The following is a 16,963-nucleotide window of genomic DNA, read 5'->3' as shown; positions in this document are numbered from 1 at the left end:
AAGTGCAGACGTGTCGCTGAATTAAAGCTTTCAACGACCTTAAAGAAATGAATGGAATGTGCGTCACCGTTAACGGCGCGTCCGGTTCAATGACCCAGATAAGCGGCCTTGACCATCGGATCATTACGCAACTGCATCGCCGTTCCATGCGTCGCGATACGGCCGTTTTCCAGCACGTAGCCGTAATCGGCGACGTTCAACGCGGCGGCCGCGAACTGCTCGACGAGCAGCATCGTCACGCCCTGCTCTTTCAGACGCTCGATAATTCGAAACACCTCATCGACGAGAATCGGCGCAAGTCCCATCGACGGTTCGTCGAGCAACACGAGATCCGGGTTCAGCATGATCGCGCGCGCCATCGCGAGCATCTGCTGCTCGCCGCCCGACAGCGTGCCCGCCAGTTGATTGCGGCGCTCCTTGAGGCGCGGAAACAGGTCGATCGCGCGTTCGAGATCCGCGTTGACGTCGCCGCGCGGACGCGCCCACGTCAGGCGCGGAAATGCGCCTAGCAACAGATTGTCGGTGACGGTCATCGTCGAGAACACGCGTCGGCCCTCGGGAGAATGCGCGAGACCCAGACGCGCGATACGGTGCGAATCGAGCGAATCGATGCGTTTGGCCGATGCGCCTTCGCCCATCGTGATCTCGCCTCCGCTCGGACGGATCATGCCGGAGACGGCGCGCATCGTCGTGGTCTTGCCCGCGCCGTTCGAGCCGATCAGCGTGACGACGGAAGCCTTCGGCACGTCCATCGAAATGCCGTGCAGCACCTGAACCTTGCCGTAGCCCGCATGCAGATTGCGGATCGATAACATCGCGTGTTCCCCATTCATGCCGTTGTCGTGCAATCGAAACGTGTGCTCAAGCGGCCACGCCGCCCAGATACGCCTCGATGACTTTTTCGTTTTCCTGGATCTCGGACGGCTTGCCCTCGGCGATCTTCTGCCCGAAATCGAGCACCGATACCGTGTCGCAGACCGACATCACGACGTCCATGTGATGTTCGATCAGCACCACCGTAATGCCGTGATCGCGGACCTTACGAATGATGCGCACCAGTTCCTTGATATCCGGCGCGGTGAGCCCCGCGGCGGGTTCGTCGAGCAACAGCACTTGTGGATCGAGTGCCAGCGCGCGGGCGATTTCGAGCAGACGCTGCTTGCCGTACGGCAGATTGCGCGCCTCTTCCGCCGCGACGTTCTCCAGACCGACAAAGCGCAGCATGCCGAATGCGCGCTCGCGTGCCGCGCGTTCTTCCTGACGATAGCGCGTCGTCATCAGGCCGATATCGGCGAAGTTCGAGCGGAACGTATGATGCAGACCGACCAGCACGTTTTCGAGCGCGGTCATTTCGCCGAACAGCTGCACGTTCTGGAACGTGCGCGCAATGCCCGACAACGCGATCGCAGAAGACGTGCGCCCTGCGATCGATTCGCCGCGATACTCGATCGCGCCCGCCGTCGGTATATAGATGCCCGTCAGAACGTTCATCATCGTGCTCTTGCCCGAGCCGTTCGGTCCGATCAGACCATGTATCGTGCCGCGCCGCACCTTCAGGTTTACGTTGTTCAGCGCCTTCAGCCCGCTGAACTGCATCAGCACGCCGCGCACGTCGAGAATGGTTTCGTCGCCCTTGACTTGCACATCGAGCACGGCATCGGCGGTGATTTCCGCGGGCTTTTCGGTGTCGACGGTCACGGTGCGCACGCGGCCATGCATGAAGAACTTGCGCACGAAACCGACCACGCCGTCCTGCAGGTAGTAGACGACCAGCAGAATCATCAAACCGAAAATCGTCAAGCGCCAGTCGGTCAGCGCATCGATCCAGTACGAGAACACCGCGAGGCCAACCGTGCCCACAATCGGAATCGCGACCTTGCGCGGCGTCACGCTCTTGCGCGCAATCGAAAACAGCGCGCCTGCGACCACGACGACGGCGAGCGCCGTCGCGACCATGCGGAACATCGAGATGTCGTCGAGCAGCTTGGGCAGCAGCACGATGATCGTCGAGCCGATCAGCGCGCCCGTGCGCGTCTTGCGGCCGCCCATGATGATCGCGAGCAGGAACAGGATGGTCAGCTCGAAGTTGTACGTATTCGGCGAGATGTACTGCTCCGAGTATGAATACAGACAGCCCGCGAGCCCGGCAAAGCCCGCGCTGATCACGAACGCGTAGACCTTGTGCCGGTACACCGAGACGCCCATGCAGTCGGATGCGATCGGGCTGTCGCGCAACGCCTCGAATGCACGGCCCAGGTGCGACTTCAGCACGCGATGCACGACCACGAGCGACACGACGAGCAACGCGGCCACCACCCAATAGTATTGAGTCTCATCGAGCATATGGCCCGCGATCACGGGCTTCGTGATCTTGATGCCCATTGGCCCGTTGGTGAGGAAATCCATTTCGTTGATCAGGATCTGGATGATCGTGCCGAACGCGAGCGTGACCATCGCGAGATACGGACCCGACACGCGCAGTGCGGGCAGCGCGAGAATCGCGCCGAACGCGGCCGTCACGACGATCGCCATCGGCACGGTCACATAGAACGGCATGCCAAGCTTGATGAACAGCACACCCGCCGTGTAAGCGCCGACGCCGAACAGCCCCGCGTGTCCAAGCGACACTTGCCCTGTGTAACCGACCACGATGTCGAGACCGAAGAGCAGGATCGCGTAGATCATGATCGTCTCGACGAGGTGGATGTAGTACGGATTGCCCGACAGCACCGGGAAGACCGCTAGCGCGACGAGACCAAGCAGCGCGCCGATGAGGTTTTTCTTTTTCACGGCGGACCTCAAACTTTCTTGATCGCAGTTTTACCGAACAGACCTGCCGGACGCAAGGCGAGCACGATCAGCAGCAGCACGAGTCCGGGCACGTCCTTGTAGCCCGTCGAGATGTAGAAGCCGGTCGTGGTTTCGGCGATGCCGAGTATCACGCCGCCGACCACAATGCCGAGCCCGCTCGACAATCCGCCGATGATCGCCACCGCGAACGCCTTGAGGCCGAGCACCGCGCCCATCGTCGCGCCCGTCAGCGTGAGCGGCGCGATCAGCACGCCGGCGAAAGCCGCCGTCAGCGACGACAGCGCATACGAGAACGTGATGACGAGGCCCGTGTTGATGCCCATCAGCGCGGCGGCATCGCGATCGTTCGAGGTGGCGACGACCGCCTTGCCGAAGATGCTGCGCCGGTTGAAGAACTCGACGGCAAGCATCAGCACCAATGCGCCGCCTACGACGAGCAGTTCCATCGGCAGTACGTTTGCGCCGAACACCCTGATGGGCGCTTCGGGCAGCGGCGACGGAAAGCGCAGATCGTCGCGGCCCCAGACGTTTTCCGCGACGTTCTTGAAGATGATGCCGAGCGCAATGGTCGACATGATCCAGCCGAACTCGGACTTGATCTTGATCGCGGGCCGCACGCCGATCCGTTCGACGAACGCGCCCTGCAACAGCCCGAACACGCACACGAGGGGAATCATCAGCCAGTAGTTGACGCCCAGCGTGACGAGCGTGAGACCCACCAGCGCACCGAGCATCAGCGCATCGCCCTGCCCGAAGTTCAGTGTGCCGGATGTCGCGAACGTGAGTTGGTAGCCGAACGCGATCACGGCGTAGATCATGCCGAGCGCAATGCCGCTATAGATGAGCTGAAGAAGAATGGCCATAGTCCAATTGCCTCGATCGCAACGCCCCGTAGGTGATGCCGTGAGCCACGCAGCACAAAGCCGCCCCCGCCGGTCGGGCGGGCGCGGCTTCGCTTTTCATGCTGTGCTCAGTTTGCGGATGCCTGCTTGGTGCGCAGTTGCCCGCCGCCTTTCTTGTCGTTGTCGTACGCGTAGATCACGCGGCCGCCCTTCACTTCGCCGACAACCGGCACGTTCGGGCTGATCGCCTCGTGGTCGTCGTGCGAGAACGGCTTGTCGTACACCATCACGACACCTTCGACCTTCGTGTTGAGGCTTTCGAGCGCGGCGCGCACCTTCGGGCCGTCCGTCGTGCCTGCCTGCGTGATCGCGGCGGCGAGCAGATAGACCGAGTCATAGCCTTGCGCCGCCGACACAGGCGAATCGATCCGGTTGTTCTTCGGCTTGAATTCCTTCATATAGGCTTCGATGAAGGTCTTGCGCTTCGGCGTGTTGGGTTCCTGGATGAAGGTCTGCGGCATACGCGCGCCTTCGCCGTTCGAGCCGGCGTTGTCGATGTAGTTCGCCATCGACAGTGTCCAGCTGCCGATCAGCGGCACCTTCCAGCCAAGCTTGGCCATGCCGTTGGCAATCTGCGCGAGTTCGGGTCCGATGCCATAGGTCAGCACGGCTTCCGCGCCCGCGTCTTTCGCCTTCAGCAACTGGGCCGTCATGTCGACGTCCTTGATGTTGAATTTCTCGACGGCGACCGCCTTCACGCCTTTAGCAGCGAGCGCCTTTTCCAGATCCTCGCGGCCGAGTTGTCCGTAGTTGGTCGAATCGGCGAGAATCGCGACCTTCTTGAAGCCGCGTTTGGTCACGGCTTCTTCCACGATCATCGGCGCCTGAATGCGGTCGGCGGCTGCATTGCGGAACACGTAGTTATCCGGCTGATCCGCGAACTGCTTCGTGACGATACTGCCCGTCGCGACGTTGTTGAACACGGGGATTTTCGCTTCCTGGAAGAAGCGTTGCGACGCGAGTGCGACACCCGTATTGATGTAGCCGACCACGGCGACTACCTTTTCCTTGTTGATGAGTTCCTGCGCGATCTGCACGCCGCGTTCGTTCTTCGCTTCGTCGTCCCGTTCGACGAGTTCGATCTGCCGGCCCAGCACACCGCCCGATTTGTTGATCTCAGCCGCCGCAAGCCGCACGCCGTCGCGCATGCTGACGCCCATCGACGACGAACCGCCTGTGAAAGGACCATCGACACCGATCTTGATCGGATCGGCCGCATAGCTACCCGTTGCGACCACACACAATGCGAGAGCAGCAACAACGCTCTTCAAGCGAAGTACCATGTTCGTCTCCGTAGCATGTTTCTTTATTTTCGACGGGCGCGGGCTGTCTCCCGACACCGCCTGATTCGTAAAACGGCGTGCTTTATATCGCCTTCATACGAAACGGCAGCCTAGTATAGAAATCGTAAGCTTTTTGCCACTATGCGGAGTTACCCGTAAGGAACAACAAGTTCAGTGTGCTTACGCACGTACGCACTGTATCGGTGCAGATGCAACGAGTGTTGGTTGTACGTGCAACGGGGAATGGAAGCGCGCTTAGCCGACGGCGAACGGTCGGCTAAGAGGATCTGATGAAGGATTACGGGTCAGAGCAACGGGTCAGAGTCCCAGTGCGCTCAACCCCGGATGATCGTCGGGGCGACGGCCGAGCGGCCAGTGGAACTTGCGCTCGCTTTCCTTGATCGGCAGGTCGTTGATGCTCGCGTGACGATGGTGCATCAGGCCATCGGGGCCGAATTCCCAGTTTTCGTTGCCGTATGAGCGGAACCAGTTGCCAGCATCATCGCGCCATTCATAGGCGAATCGGACCGCGATGCGGTTGTCCGTAAAGGCCCACAGTTCCTTTATCAGACGGTACTCGAATTCCTTGCTCCATTTGCGTTCGAGGAATGTGCGCGCTTCTTCGCGGCCCTGAACGAATTCGGCTCTGTTTCGCCACCATGTGTCGGTGGAATAGACCAGCGCGACTTTTGCGGCATCGCGTGAGTTCCAGCCGTCTTCGGCTTGGCGCACTTTCTGAGTAGCGGTTTCGCGCGTGAACGGCGGCAGCGGCGGACGGACTTCGGTAGTGCTGGACATCGACTTCTCTCTTTGTGAATGGTGACGGTGTAGGTCATTATTCGCAAATACGAGTCTTCGTCATGTCGGGAAGTGCGGGGTTTTTGGGATTTGCACGGCGGCTATTTCGAGGTTCGGTATGTGTGTTGCGGTGTGAGGCGTTGAATGCGCTCAAGCCGACGCTTCCCCCACCGTTTGACGCAACAACTCCGCTGCGATGTCCGCGACGCGCGCCACATGCGCGGTCGCTGCGTCGCGGGCGCGTTGCGCGTCGCGGGCGCGAAGCGCATCGAGTATGCGGTTCATTTCCTGCACCGCCTGCCGCCCGCGATCGTCGGAAGCAATCGTCATCGCACGCAGGCGATTGATGCGCGCATTCAGTGTCTGCACGATCTCCCATGCGACCTTCTTGCCGCCGCCATGAAACATCTGTTCGTAGAACATCGTCGTCAGTTCGCGCACGGTCTGATGCTCGTGCCGCTCGAACGCCTGCTGAATGCTCGCGATGCAATCGGCAAGCCGCGCGAACACGGCTTCATCGGCGCGCAGTGCGCATGCCATTGCGGCATCGCCTTCCAGCAACGCGCGAATCTCGTAGATTTCGGCGGCCGTATCCGAATCGAGCAGCGCGACGATCGGCCCCTGGTTGGGAATCGAATCGACGAGTCCTTCCGTCTCCAGGTGCCGCAACACTTCGCGCACCACGGTCCGGCTCACACCCAGTTCCTCGCACAACGAACGCTCGACGAGCCGCTCGCCCGGATGAAAATGCGCCTCGAGTATGGCCGTGCGCATTTTCTCCAGCGCGAGTTCGCGCAACGTCGTCGTGCGACGTTCGACTTTCAGCGAAGGCAGCGCGTCACTCATGGCAGCGCTCACGCCTGAGCAAAGAGACGCACATCGCGCGTGTCCCAATCGACGAGCGCTTGCGTGCCGATCGACAACCCGCTGTCATGCCGATGCCCCGCCGGCATGCGAATCGAAATCTCCTGCTGCCACGGCGTCGCGACCGCGTAGTGCATTGCATCGCCCAGATACGTGATGTCGCGCACGGTGACGGGCAAGCCTGTCGCGCCGCTCGCGTCGCGCAGTGACTGAATGCGCATTTGCTCGGGGCGAACCATCAGCGTGCCGTCGTCGCCTGCCGTGAGCGCCGGATTGAAACTGCCGGACGCCACTTCATGCCCATTCGGAAACACACCGTTCATGCGACCATCGCTGTGCGACGTCACGCGCACCGGCAGGAAATTCGAATTGCCGATAAAGCTCGCGACGAAACGCGACGCCGGGTTCGAATAGAGTTCCTCGCCCGTGCCGACCTGTTCGATACGCCCCTTGTTGAACACGGCAATCCGGTCCGACAGGCGCAGTGCCTCTTCCTGATCGTGCGTCACATAGAGAATCGTGACGCCCGTCTCCTGATGGATACGGCGCAATTCGAGCTGGATTTCCTCGCGGAGCTTCTTGTCGAGCGCCGACAGCGGCTCATCCATCAACAGCACTGGCGGATCATAGGCCAGCGCGCGTGCAATCGCGACACGCTGCTGCTGTCCGCCCGACAACTGCGCGGGCATCCGGTCGCGGCACTCGGACAGATGCACGAGCTTGAGCATCTGCTCGACCTTCGCCTTCACTTCCGCGTCGGGAAGGCGGCGCACGCGCAGCGGAAACGCAATGTTCTCGCCCACCGTCAGATGCGGGAACAGCGTATAGCGCTGGAACACCATGCCGATATTGCGCTTGTTCGGCGCGACGGACAGCAGCGGCTTGCCGTCGAGCAGCACGCGCCCTTCGCTCGGCTCCTGAAAGCCCGCGACAATATACAGCGTCGTGCTCTTACCCGAGCCCGACGGCCCGAGAAACGTCATGAACTCGCCCTTGCGCACGTCGAGGGAAACCTGGTCGATAGCGACGACGTCGTCGTAAGTCTTGCGCAGGCGCTGGATTTGCAGGAATGCAGTCATGTCGTTCACCTCGGTTATCGCGCGCGGCGCAGCACGGCGCCCGCGAGCATCAATACAGCCGTCAAGCCGACCAGCAGCGAAGACGCCGCCGCGACGACGGGCGTCAAATCCTGCCGCAGCGTCGCCCAGATACGTACGGGCAGTGTCTGCAACGTGGGGCTCGCCATGAAGATCGACACCACCACTTCGTCCCACGATGCGAGGAACGAGAAGATCGCCGCAGCGAAAATGCCGAGCCGGATTGCAGGCAATGTGACGCGCAGTTTCACTTCGAGCGGCGACGCGCCGCAGATCAACGCGGCATCTTCAAGCGCCGTGTCGAAGCTCGCGAGCGAGTTGCTGATCGAAATGATCGAGAACGGCAACGCGATGATCAGGTGGCCGATCACGAAACCCGTGATCGTGCCATTCAGGCCGATGCGCAGGAAGAACGCATACAACGCGACGGCGAGCACGACGACGGGCAGCACCATCGGCGTCAAGAAGAACGCCTGCACGGCATTGCGTCCGCGAAACTTGCCGCGCACCAGCGCAAGCGACGCGAGAAAGCCGATCAATACCGAGAGCACCGTTACGATCACCGCGAGCTTCGCGCTCGTCAGCAACGAGTCGATCCAGCCGGCGTCGGTGAAGAGCTGGCGATACCATTCCAGCGTCCAGCCTGGCGGCGGAAAGATCAGCCATTGCGAGTCGCCGAACGACAGCGCGACGATGAATACGATCGGCAGCAAGAGAAAGAGCGCGACGGCAGCGCCGATAGAGAGCAATGCCCAGCGCAGCGCGCCCAGGCGATCGAAATCGAGCAACATTATCGGCCTCCCAGACTTGCGCGCGCACTGCCCGTGAAGCGCAGTTGCAGCGCATACAGCGCGAGCGTCACGGCGAGCAGCACGAAAGCGGCGGCGCCAGCGAGACCCCAGTTCAACAGTTGCTGCACGAGCTGCGCGATGAGTTCCGCGAGCATCATGTACGACGCGCCGCCGAGCAACGCAGGCGTGACGAAGTAGCCGAGCGCCATCACGAACACCATCAACGCACCCGACGCGACACCGGGCATTGCAAGCGGCACCAGCACGCGCCAGAACGCCTGCCACCGGCTCGCGCCGCAGATCGCCGCCGCTCGCAGCGTCGACGGATCGATGCCGCGCAATGTTGCATGCAGCGGCATCACGAGAAACGGCAACATGATGTACGTCATGCCGATGGTCACGCCGATCAGGTTGTTCACGAGCGTCAGCGGCTCGCTGATGATGCCGAGCGCCATCAGCATCCGGTTGATCGGCCCCGTCTGTTGCAGCAGCACCATCCACGCGAAGGTGCGCGCCAGCAGGTTGGTCCACATCGACAGCAGCAGGATCGCGAAGAACACCGAACTCAGCTTGCGCGGCGCAATGGCGAGCAGCCACGCAGTCGGAAAGCCGATCGCGAGCGTCGCTAGCGTCACGACCGTCGCGACCAGAAACGTGTTGCCGAACACACGCAGGTAGTCCGTCGAGCCGACCAGTTGCGCATAGTTATGCAGCCCCGGCGACGGCTCCAGCACGCTGCGCAACAGCAGCGACAGCACGGGCAGCAGAAAGAAGATCACGAGCAGCAGCAGCGCGGGTATCAGCAGGCGAACGCTGCGCCAGTCGCGCCGCCGGCGCGCGGCCGTCGCGGGCGGATGCGCGACGGTACTCAGGACATTAGGCATGGTGTCTCCCATCCACTCCGATAACGATTCCGACGCTGTCGTGCAGCACGCTTACTTGGACTGCCACGCGTACCAGCGCTTCGCAATCGCGTCGCGATTCTCGGCCCAGTACTTCATGTCGAGATTGATCTGCGAGTTCTTGTACTGGTCGGGCAGCGTCTTCGCGATTGCGGGCGACATCAGCGCGGCCGACTTCACGTTGATAGGCGCATAACCCGTATCCGTTGCGAACTTCGCCTGCGCTTGCGGGCTCGTTGCGGCAGCGAGGTACTTCATCGCTTCCGCCTTGTGCTTCGCGCCCTTCGGGATCACGAGCATGTCGGCCGCCGTCAGGTTCTGGTTCCATGAAATGCCGACAGGCACGCCCGTCTGTTCGAGCGCATGCAGTCGCCCGTTCCAGAACATGCCGATAGGCGCTTCGCCTGATGCGAGCAATTGCTGCGATTGCGCGCCGCCGCTCCACCAGACGATGTCGCCCTTGATCGTGTCGAGCTTCTTGAACGCGCGGTCGAGGTCGAGCGGATAGAGCTTGTTCGGCGGCACGCCATCGGCGAGCAGCGCGATTTCGAGCACGCCTGGCGCCGACCATTTGTAGAGCGTGCGCTTGCCGGGGAATTTCTTCGTATCGAACAGATCGGCCCAGGTGGACGGCTGCGCGTCCTTGTACTTCGCCTTGTTGTAGCCGAGCACGAACGAATAGTAGAAGCTACCCACGGCCGCCGGCGTCGCGAAGCGCGGGTCCAGTTCATCCTTCTTTACGACGGAGTAATCGATTGGTTCGATCAGGCCGGCCTGTTGCGCCGCATACGCGAAATCGCCTTCGACATCGACGACATCCCAGTTCACGTTGCCGCTATCGACCATCGCCTTGAGCTTGCCGTAGTCGGTCGGACCGTCCATCAGCACGTTGATGCCCGTCGCCTGCGTGAACGGCGCCGCCCAGTTCTTCTGCTGCGACGATTGCGTGGTGCCGCCCCAGCTCGTGAACACGATCGGGTCCGCGGCGAGTGCCGGCGTTGCCGCGAGCGTCGCCGCGCAAAGCGCGATCAGCGGCGCGAAATACGTGGTGCTTCTGCTGCTCATGTCTGTCTCCAGGGAATATGTTTTGTGTCGATGCGATGCGTACAGCGGGCGGCCCGTCGAATGCGTTCTCTCAGGCTAGCGGCGAAAAACGCGCTGGCTTCATGATCTTGTTTTCCATCTCCTCCATCAGCGCCTGAATCTTCGGCGCGAAGGCCTGCCATGCCGGGTCTTCAGCGAGCGCCGCGCGGCGGCGTTCGCGTTCGTCGAGGCTCGGATAGGCCCAGATATGCACGATCTGATTCAGCGGACCGACCTCCGAGAAGAAATAGCCGATCAGTTGGCCCAGATAGCGCTTCTGCAACGCAATGCCTTCTTCTTCGACCAGCTTCAGATAGGCAGGCACGGCACCCGTTCTGATGCGGTACGTGCGGATTTCGTAGAACATGCGGGCTCCTGGTATCGACGCCTTTATCAGTGCATTGATCAGCGCATCACGAACGGATCGGCGATCGGCTCATCCGATGTGCGAATCCAGACCGATTTCGTGCGCGTGTATTCGAGCACCGCTTCGAGCCCGCCCTCCCGTCCGAGACCGCTCAAACCATAGCCGCCGAACGGCACGATGGGCGACACCGCGCGATACGTGTTGACCCACACGATGCCCGCGCGCAACGCACGCGTGAGCCGATGCGCACGCGTCAGATCGCGCGTGAACACACCGGATGCGAGGCCATAGCGTGTGTCGTTCGCAAGGGCGATCGCGTCGGCTTCCGTGTCGAATGTAACGACGCTCAGCACCGGCCCGAACAGTTCCTCCATCACACTCGGCACCTGAGCATTCGGGCAATCGACGATGGTCGGCAAGAAGTAATTGCCCTTGCCGATGCCATCCGGCTGCTTGCCTCCCGTGACGATGCGCCCGCCAGCTTCGACACTCGCGCGCAGCACGTGCTGGATGTGGTCGAGTTGACGGCGCGTCGCCAGCGGTCCCATTTCGGTTGCCATGTCTTGCGGGTTGCCGATGCGGATCGTTTGCGCTTTAGCAATGAGACGTTCGAGAAGCGCATCGTGAATACCGCGCTGCACGACGAGCCGCGAGCCGGCCACGCAGCTTTGCCCCGTCGCCGCAAAGATGCCCGCGATCACGGCGTTGCATGCGCTGTCGAGATCGGCGTCGTCGAATACGAGCACGGGCGACTTGCCGCCCAGTTCCAGCGACATCGCCGCGAGGTTCTCCGCCGAATTGCGCACCACGTGACGCGCCGTTTCAGGTCCGCCCGTGAAGGCGATGCGCGAGACGAGCGGATGACTCGTCAGCGTGCGTCCGCAATCGTTGCCAAAGCCCGTCACGATATTGACGACGCCCTTCGGAAAGCCTGCTTCCTGCACGAGTCGCGCAAATTCGAGCAAAGGCGCAGGACCGTCTTCCGATGCCTTGAGGACAATCGTGCAGCCCGCCGCGAGTGCAGGCCCCACTTTGACGGCCGACAGAAACAGCTGCGAATTCCACGGCACGATGCCCGCGACGACGCCGACAGGTTCACGCCGCAGCGTCACTTCCATATCGGCTTTATCGACGGGCAGCCACGCGCCCTGGATCTTGTCGGCGACGCCCGCGTAGTAGCGGTAATACTCGGCGACGTATCCAATCTGGCTGCGCGTCTCGCGGATGATCTTGCCCGTGTCCTGCGTCTCGAGTTCGGCAAGACGCGGCGCATGTTGCGCGACGAGATCGGCGAGCTTGTACAGCAGCTTGCCGCGCGCGCTCGCCGTGAGGTTTGCCCACGCTGGATCGTTCAATGCGCGATGCGCGGCGCGCACCGCACGGTCGACATCTTCCGCGCTCGCGGCGGGCATCTGCGCCCAGACGTCGCCCGTCGATGGATCGATGCTGTCGAAATGCTCGCGCGCCTCTTCGAATGCACCGTCGATGTATTGCTGGAACCGCTGGACCATGTCAGCCACTCCGTTGTCTGTTAGCGCGTGACGTCAGCGGGTTGAAAATGCCGGCATCACGTCGGAAATGAACAGTTCCAGCGACTTGCGCTTGCGCTCGAAGCTCATATGGCTGTCGAGCCAGAAGCTGTACTGGTCATAGCCGAGTTCCTCATAGCCCTTGAGCCGCGCGATCACCTGTTTCGGTTCGCCGATCACGAGGTTCTTGCGAATCGACTCGGACGAGTATTGCGGGAACATGGCGACGTCCGCATCCGTCAACGGCTCGATAAAGCCTTGTTCGATGGGACGTTCGTTCTTGAACCACTTGCTGAAGTAGCGATAAAACGTCGCGAGATCTTCCACGCCTGCATCCACTTCCGCCGCATTCGCGCCGACGAACGTATGCATCAGCATCATCACCTGCGGCCGCGGCACCTCGGGATGCGCCGCGCACGCAGCGTTGAAACGCTCCATCAGGCTCACGACTTCGGCATCGCCCGAAGCCAGCGACGTCACCTGCACATTGCAGCCGTTCGCCACCGCGAACGCATGCGAGTTTGGATCGCGCGCGGCGAGCCACATGGGAGGATGCGGTTGTTGAATCGGGCGCGGCACGGGCGTCGTTTTGGGCCACGACCAGAATTCGCCCTGATGCTCGTAATCGCCGTTGAAGAGCTTGCGCAACGCCGGCACCAGTTCGCGCATTCGTGCGCCGGCGCTCATTGCATCGAGGCCGGGCAACAGGCGCTCGTATTCGAACGAATACGCGCCGCGCGCGATGCCGAGGTCGAGCCGTCCGTTGCTCGCTACGTCGACCATGCCTGCTTCGCCTGCGAGACGAATCGGATGCCAGAACGGCGCGATCACCGTGCCCGTGCCCAGACGAATACGCTCGGTCTTTGCAGCGAGATACGACAGATTGACGAACGGGTTAGGCGCGATCGTGAATTCCATCGCGTGATGCTCGCCGATCCACGCGGTCTCGAAACCGCCGCGCTCGGCCATCTGCACAAGTTCGGTCATCTGATCGAACAGTTCGCGATGCGACGTTGTGTCGTCGTATCGCTCCATGTGCAGGAACAGTGAAAATTTCATGATGTTGGGTCTCCTATCTTCAGTGAGCCAGCGCGAGCGTCTGCACAGTGCCCGCTTCCGTGTCGCCAACATAGATACCGAAGGCGTCCTCGCTGCGCTCACGCACATAGCGTTCGAGCATCGACCGCACGGCGTCGTCGTGCAATTCATCCCACGGAATCTGCGCTAACGGCACGATGCGGATCGCGCTGTCCATCCACGCTGCGCCGCTGTCGATCACGCGGCCGCGATAATAGACTTGCACACTCGGTGCCTGGCCGCTGCCCGATTCGAATACGGCGAAAAGAAAGTCGAGATGCGCGTCGAGGCCGAGTTTCGCCAGCACGCCGCGCAGACTGGCAGCATCGCTTGCGGGTTCGAGTTTGTTGCCTGTCGGCAGTTGCAAACCTTTAGGCGTATCGAGCAGCACGATGCCATCGCGATGTTCGAGAATCGCGCCGACCTGCGCGCGCGGCCCGGCCGCTGCGAGTGCGTCCTGCGACAGACTGAAGTTCACATACGCGCCCCGGCAATAGCCGAGCGGCGATGAGCTGGTATGAAGAAAATCGACGACCCGTCCGATCAATATGATGTGATCGCCCGCATCGACGACATCGTGCGTCGTGCAGTCAAAACACGCGGCTGCATTGTCGACAACGGGCGCACCCGTTGCGCGCGCACTCCACGCGACCTGTGCGAACTTGTCGGCGGCCTTCGATGCGAACACGCCCGACACCGCTTTCTGGTCTTCGGCCAGCACGCTCACGGCAAACTGAGGCGCTTGCGAAAACACCTGATAACTCGATGCCGTCTTCGCGATGCAGACGAGGATCAGCGGCGGATCGAGCGACACCGACGTGAACGAATTCGCCGTGAAGCCGCGCGGCGAGCCGTCGGGCTGGATCGTCGTGACGACCGTCACGCCCGTCACGAACGCGCCGAGCGCGCGGCGAAAGTCGGCGATGTCGAAAGGCAGTTCGTTGACGGCATCAGTCATGGCGTTCTCCAGAGATCGATCCGTGCAGTGCATTCGCTGCTGTCGCGGCGCGCTGCGCCGATGCTTCCGTCAGAAACGCGAGCAGCCGTTCATTGACGCGCGCCGGATCGGTGACGTTCATCATGTGACGTTCGTTGGCGATGATTTCCGCGCGGCCGAATGGCGCGGCCTCCGCCATCGCGCTCGACATCGACGGGCTCGAGTTCGGATCGAACTCGCCTGTGAGAAACAGCGCGGGCACGGCAAGTTCTGCAAGGCGGCCAACGTGCGCATCGTCCGAACTGGCGAAGAGCCGGTACGTGCGCGCATAGCCGACGGGATCAACCGACAACAACAGATCTCGCACGGCCTGCGCCGATTGCGTCAGATGCACGGGAATCGGATCGCCGAACCAGCGTGACAACGTGGCGTCCACGCCGGCAGCGGCGGGATTCTCCGTGGGCGCATCGCCGAGCATCGCGGCACGCGTCATCACGGCCTCACGCTGTGCGGGCGTGCGGTCGTACACGGCGTTCAGCGCGACAACGCTCAGCGTGCGTTGCGGATGCGCAAGCGCGAATTCGAGTGCGACGAGCGCGCCCATCGAATGCCCGATCACATGCGCCTGCTCGATCTGCATCGCATCGAGCAGCGTCTCGAGTTGCGACGCGTATTCGTCGAGCGCCGGCGCGGGCGTCGGCAGTGGGCTATTGCCGTGGCCGAGCATGTCGTACACGACGACCTGATACGCCGCGCTCAACGCATCGATCTGCGGCGCCCACACGCTCTGGTTCATACCGACGCCGTGGACGAGGACCACCGTCTCGGGTGTATCCACCGACTGCGGCGCGTAGACGCTGTAGCTCGTGCCCGCGGCCTCGCCACGCGACACGGCGCGCCCGGAGACGTGCTCACGCTTCATTGGACTCGAGCTCCTTCAGGTCCTGATAGCGGTCGCCGATCCGATGATGCGGACGGCCGCCAATCGATGCGCCGAGCGCGATCACCAGTTCATCGGGCGCTGGGGCATCGACGATCGAAAACTGCACCGTCAGATAGTGCGAACGCATGCCTTCGTCGTGCTTGTGCATCAACGGAATGGCGATCGGGCAGTTCGGACCGCCGCGCAGATTCGTGAAGCTCAGATAACTCTTCGCGCCGACCGCTTTCCGATAGTAGTTACCGAAGCGCAGCGTATGGATCAGCGCGGAGGCATGCTCGATCTCGCCCGACGTACCAACGATGGCCGCCTTGCCATACCCTTCGATCGCATCGCCCGAACCGGCGACACGCAGCATTTCCGCCGTCAGCATTTCGCCGAGTTGCGGCGCGAGCCCGTGAATTTCCGGCTTCAGATCTTCGACGAAGCCGCGTCCCGCCCACGGGTTGCGCAGCACGGCCGCCGCGCCGATCAGCTTCAGCGGCCGGGCCGCAGCCTTGCCCCCTTCGATAAAGGTCTCTTCGACGTACGTGACCAGTTTGCGCACTTCCAGCTTCATATCGTTTCTCCTGACGGGGCCGAGGCCATGAATGTCGTTGATTGAGATTATGGTATTCCATCTTATGGTCCACACCAAGGACCAAAGTATTATGGAATACCATGATACGAACGAAGCGGTTTCAGGCACGCTTTCGGCGTGGCACTAAGTTTGTGCGACGCAGCAAATGGATGGAAAGGCGTAAAAAGAAAGGCCGCCGGGGATGCCGGCGGCCTTGGATGCAGCGGAGGCAACGAAGCGAATCAGGCGTTGTCGGTCGACTCGGCCTGCTGCGCGAGCGCGTTCAGCGCGAGCTCCGCAGTGCGCCTGATATGCGCGAACGACGCCGCCGACGCCGCGTCGCCATCGCGCCGCTCGATGGCGTCGAGCAGCTTGTTCATCTCGCGATTCGACTCGCCGCCGCGCCCCGGCACCGCGATCGTCAGCGCCCGCAGACGGTTGATGCGCGCGTTCAGCGTCTTCACGACAGTCAGCGACACATGTTTCTGCGCGCCCTCGAACATCGCCTCGTAGAAGCGTTCGGTGTAGTCGAGCACGCGCGGCAGATCCTCTTGCTCGAAGGCGTCCTCGATGGTCTTGCGGATGTCGCGCAGTTGCTGCACGAGTTCGGGCGTCGACTGTTCGGCGCAGGCGCGCGCCGCGTTGGCTTCGAGCAAACCGCGCAGTTCGTAGATTTCGCCGACCTGCGCCGGGTCCAGCCGCGCAACGATCGGTCCCTGCCGCGCGACGATCTCGACGAGCCCTTCCGTCTCCAGGTGCCGCAGCACTTCGCGCACCACCGTCCGGCTCACGCCCAGTTCATCGCACAACGTCCGTTCGACGAGGCGCGCGCCCGGCCGGAAATACCCTTGCACGATTGCGCCACGCAGCTTGTCGAGCGTAAGTTCGCGCAGCGTCTTCGCATTGCGGTCGATTCTGAGGTCTGACATAGGCAGCAGTAAGGAAATGGACGAAGGCCCAACTTGCCTCGCGAAAAGCGAATGCTCAAGCTGGAATGCCATATTATCGTCCATCTTGCCGCGC

The 16,963-nt window shown here is 62.0% G+C and carries 17 protein-coding genes; all 17 read right to left on the bottom strand.

Annotated elements, in window-relative coordinates; translation table 11 throughout:
* Positions 1–86: 86 nt before the first annotated feature.
* The 17 genes from SB822_RS12700 to SB822_RS12620 all read right to left on the bottom strand — a co-directional run bounded on the left by SB822_RS12700 (position 87) and on the right by SB822_RS12620 (position 16,869).
* Positions 87–815, bottom strand: coding sequence for an ABC transporter ATP-binding protein (locus tag SB822_RS12700; protein ID WP_079503487.1), 729 nt, complete (start codon positions 813–815; stop codon positions 87–89).
* Positions 816–861: 46 nt separating this feature from the next.
* Positions 862–2,790, bottom strand: a complete 1,929-nt coding sequence (locus SB822_RS12695; protein ID WP_410854827.1) for an ABC transporter permease subunit — start codon at positions 2,788–2,790, stop codon at positions 862–864.
* Between the two features lie 8 nt (positions 2,791–2,798).
* Complete coding sequence (locus SB822_RS12690; protein ID WP_007576864.1) at positions 2,799–3,674, bottom strand: branched-chain amino acid ABC transporter permease; 876 nt, start codon at positions 3,672–3,674, stop codon at positions 2,799–2,801.
* Positions 3,675–3,781: 107 nt separating this feature from the next.
* Complete coding sequence (locus SB822_RS12685) at positions 3,782–4,996, bottom strand: ABC transporter substrate-binding protein (protein WP_007576862.1); 1,215 nt, start codon at positions 4,994–4,996, stop codon at positions 3,782–3,784.
* A 318-nt stretch (positions 4,997–5,314) separates the two neighbouring features.
* The gene (locus SB822_RS12680) at positions 5,315–5,794 is read right to left on the bottom strand and encodes a DUF1348 family protein (protein WP_007733750.1); all 480 of its coding nucleotides are present in this window, start codon (positions 5,792–5,794) and stop codon (positions 5,315–5,317) included.
* Between the two features lie 150 nt (positions 5,795–5,944).
* A complete protein-coding gene (locus tag SB822_RS12675; protein ID WP_042311764.1) occupies positions 5,945–6,640 on the bottom strand; it encodes a GntR family transcriptional regulator in 696 nt (231 codons plus the stop codon).
* An 8-nt stretch (positions 6,641–6,648) separates the two neighbouring features.
* Positions 6,649–7,737, bottom strand: coding sequence for an ABC transporter ATP-binding protein (locus SB822_RS12670; protein ID WP_079492772.1), 1,089 nt, complete (start codon positions 7,735–7,737; stop codon positions 6,649–6,651).
* A gap of 14 nt (positions 7,738–7,751) precedes the next feature.
* Positions 7,752–8,546 carry an ABC transporter permease gene (locus tag SB822_RS12665; RefSeq protein WP_007576855.1) on the bottom strand — a complete coding sequence of 265 codons (795 nt, stop codon included), beginning with the start codon at positions 8,544–8,546 and terminating at the stop codon, positions 7,752–7,754.
* Positions 8,546–9,430, bottom strand: a complete 885-nt coding sequence (locus tag SB822_RS12660; RefSeq protein WP_410854826.1) for an ABC transporter permease — start codon at positions 9,428–9,430, stop codon at positions 8,546–8,548. Before SB822_RS12660 ends, SB822_RS12665 begins: the two co-directional genes overlap by 1 nt.
* Before the next feature lie 51 nt (positions 9,431–9,481).
* Positions 9,482–10,513, bottom strand: coding sequence for an ABC transporter substrate-binding protein (locus tag SB822_RS12655; RefSeq protein WP_007576850.1), 1,032 nt, complete (start codon positions 10,511–10,513; stop codon positions 9,482–9,484).
* Between the two features lie 70 nt (positions 10,514–10,583).
* Positions 10,584–10,898 (bottom strand): NIPSNAP family protein, encoded by a 315-nt coding sequence (locus SB822_RS12650; RefSeq protein ID WP_079503006.1) that lies wholly within the window; start codon positions 10,896–10,898, stop codon positions 10,584–10,586.
* Positions 10,899–10,936: 38 nt separating this feature from the next.
* The gene (locus SB822_RS12645) at positions 10,937–12,409 is read right to left on the bottom strand and encodes an aldehyde dehydrogenase (RefSeq protein WP_410854825.1); all 1,473 of its coding nucleotides are present in this window, start codon (positions 12,407–12,409) and stop codon (positions 10,937–10,939) included.
* Positions 12,410–12,442: 33 nt separating this feature from the next.
* Positions 12,443–13,486 (bottom strand): LLM class flavin-dependent oxidoreductase, encoded by a 1,044-nt coding sequence (locus SB822_RS12640; protein ID WP_410854824.1) that lies wholly within the window; start codon positions 13,484–13,486, stop codon positions 12,443–12,445.
* 19 nt (positions 13,487–13,505) lie between these two features.
* Positions 13,506–14,462, bottom strand: coding sequence for a flavin reductase (locus SB822_RS12635; RefSeq protein ID WP_079492757.1), 957 nt, complete (start codon positions 14,460–14,462; stop codon positions 13,506–13,508).
* Positions 14,455–15,363 carry an alpha/beta fold hydrolase gene (locus SB822_RS12630; protein ID WP_410854823.1) on the bottom strand — a complete coding sequence of 303 codons (909 nt, stop codon included), beginning with the start codon at positions 15,361–15,363 and terminating at the stop codon, positions 14,455–14,457. The genes SB822_RS12635 and SB822_RS12630 overlap by 8 nt, the downstream gene beginning before the upstream one ends.
* Positions 15,353–15,940, bottom strand: coding sequence for an amino acid synthesis family protein (locus SB822_RS12625; RefSeq protein WP_007576843.1), 588 nt, complete (start codon positions 15,938–15,940; stop codon positions 15,353–15,355). The genes SB822_RS12630 and SB822_RS12625 overlap by 11 nt, the downstream gene beginning before the upstream one ends.
* 242 nt (positions 15,941–16,182) lie before the next feature.
* Positions 16,183–16,869 (bottom strand): GntR family transcriptional regulator, encoded by a 687-nt coding sequence (locus tag SB822_RS12620; protein ID WP_410854822.1) that lies wholly within the window; start codon positions 16,867–16,869, stop codon positions 16,183–16,185.
* Between the last annotated feature and the right edge of the window lie 94 nt (positions 16,870–16,963).

The sequence above is a fragment of the Paraburkholderia sp. SIMBA_054 genome, from assembly GCF_046534875.1.
GTDB classification, from domain to species: domain Bacteria; phylum Pseudomonadota; class Gammaproteobacteria; order Burkholderiales; family Burkholderiaceae; genus Paraburkholderia; species Paraburkholderia hospita.
This window is presented reverse-complemented; position numbering and strand designations above follow the sequence as displayed.

Excerpts from the sequence above, each read along its gene's own strand:
- SB822_RS12680 (WP_007733750.1), bottom strand. The coding sequence starts at position 5,794 with ATGTCCAGCACTACCGAAGTCCGTCCGCCGCTGCCGCCGTTCACGCGC.
- SB822_RS12685 (WP_007576862.1), bottom strand. The coding sequence starts at position 4,996 with ATGGTACTTCGCTTGAAGAGCGTTGTTGCTGCTCTCGCATTGTGTGTG.
- SB822_RS12630 (WP_410854823.1), bottom strand. The coding sequence starts at position 15,363 with ATGAAGCGTGAGCACGTCTCCGGGCGCGCCGTGTCGCGTGGCGAGGCC.
- SB822_RS12665 (WP_007576855.1), bottom strand. The coding sequence starts at position 8,546 with ATGTTGCTCGATTTCGATCGCCTGGGCGCGCTGCGCTGGGCATTGCTC.
- SB822_RS12660 (WP_410854826.1), bottom strand. The coding sequence starts at position 9,430 with ATGCCTAATGTCCTGAGTACCGTCGCGCATCCGCCCGCGACGGCCGCG.
- SB822_RS12690 (WP_007576864.1), bottom strand. The coding sequence starts at position 3,674 with ATGGCCATTCTTCTTCAGCTCATCTATAGCGGCATTGCGCTCGGCATG.
- SB822_RS12675 (WP_042311764.1), bottom strand. The coding sequence starts at position 6,640 with ATGAGTGACGCGCTGCCTTCGCTGAAAGTCGAACGTCGCACGACGACG.
- SB822_RS12650 (WP_079503006.1), bottom strand. The coding sequence starts at position 10,898 with ATGTTCTACGAAATCCGCACGTACCGCATCAGAACGGGTGCCGTGCCT.
- SB822_RS12670 (WP_079492772.1), bottom strand. The coding sequence starts at position 7,737 with ATGACTGCATTCCTGCAAATCCAGCGCCTGCGCAAGACTTACGACGAC.
- SB822_RS12700 (WP_079503487.1), bottom strand. The coding sequence starts at position 815 with ATGTTATCGATCCGCAATCTGCATGCGGGCTACGGCAAGGTTCAGGTG.
- SB822_RS12635 (WP_079492757.1), bottom strand. The coding sequence starts at position 14,462 with ATGACTGATGCCGTCAACGAACTGCCTTTCGACATCGCCGACTTTCGC.
- SB822_RS12640 (WP_410854824.1), bottom strand. The coding sequence starts at position 13,486 with ATGAAATTTTCACTGTTCCTGCACATGGAGCGATACGACGACACAACG.
- SB822_RS12625 (WP_007576843.1), bottom strand. The coding sequence starts at position 15,940 with ATGAAGCTGGAAGTGCGCAAACTGGTCACGTACGTCGAAGAGACCTTT.
- SB822_RS12645 (WP_410854825.1), bottom strand. The coding sequence starts at position 12,409 with ATGGTCCAGCGGTTCCAGCAATACATCGACGGTGCATTCGAAGAGGCG.
- SB822_RS12620 (WP_410854822.1), bottom strand. The coding sequence starts at position 16,869 with ATGTCAGACCTCAGAATCGACCGCAATGCGAAGACGCTGCGCGAACTT.
- SB822_RS12655 (WP_007576850.1), bottom strand. The coding sequence starts at position 10,513 with ATGAGCAGCAGAAGCACCACGTATTTCGCGCCGCTGATCGCGCTTTGC.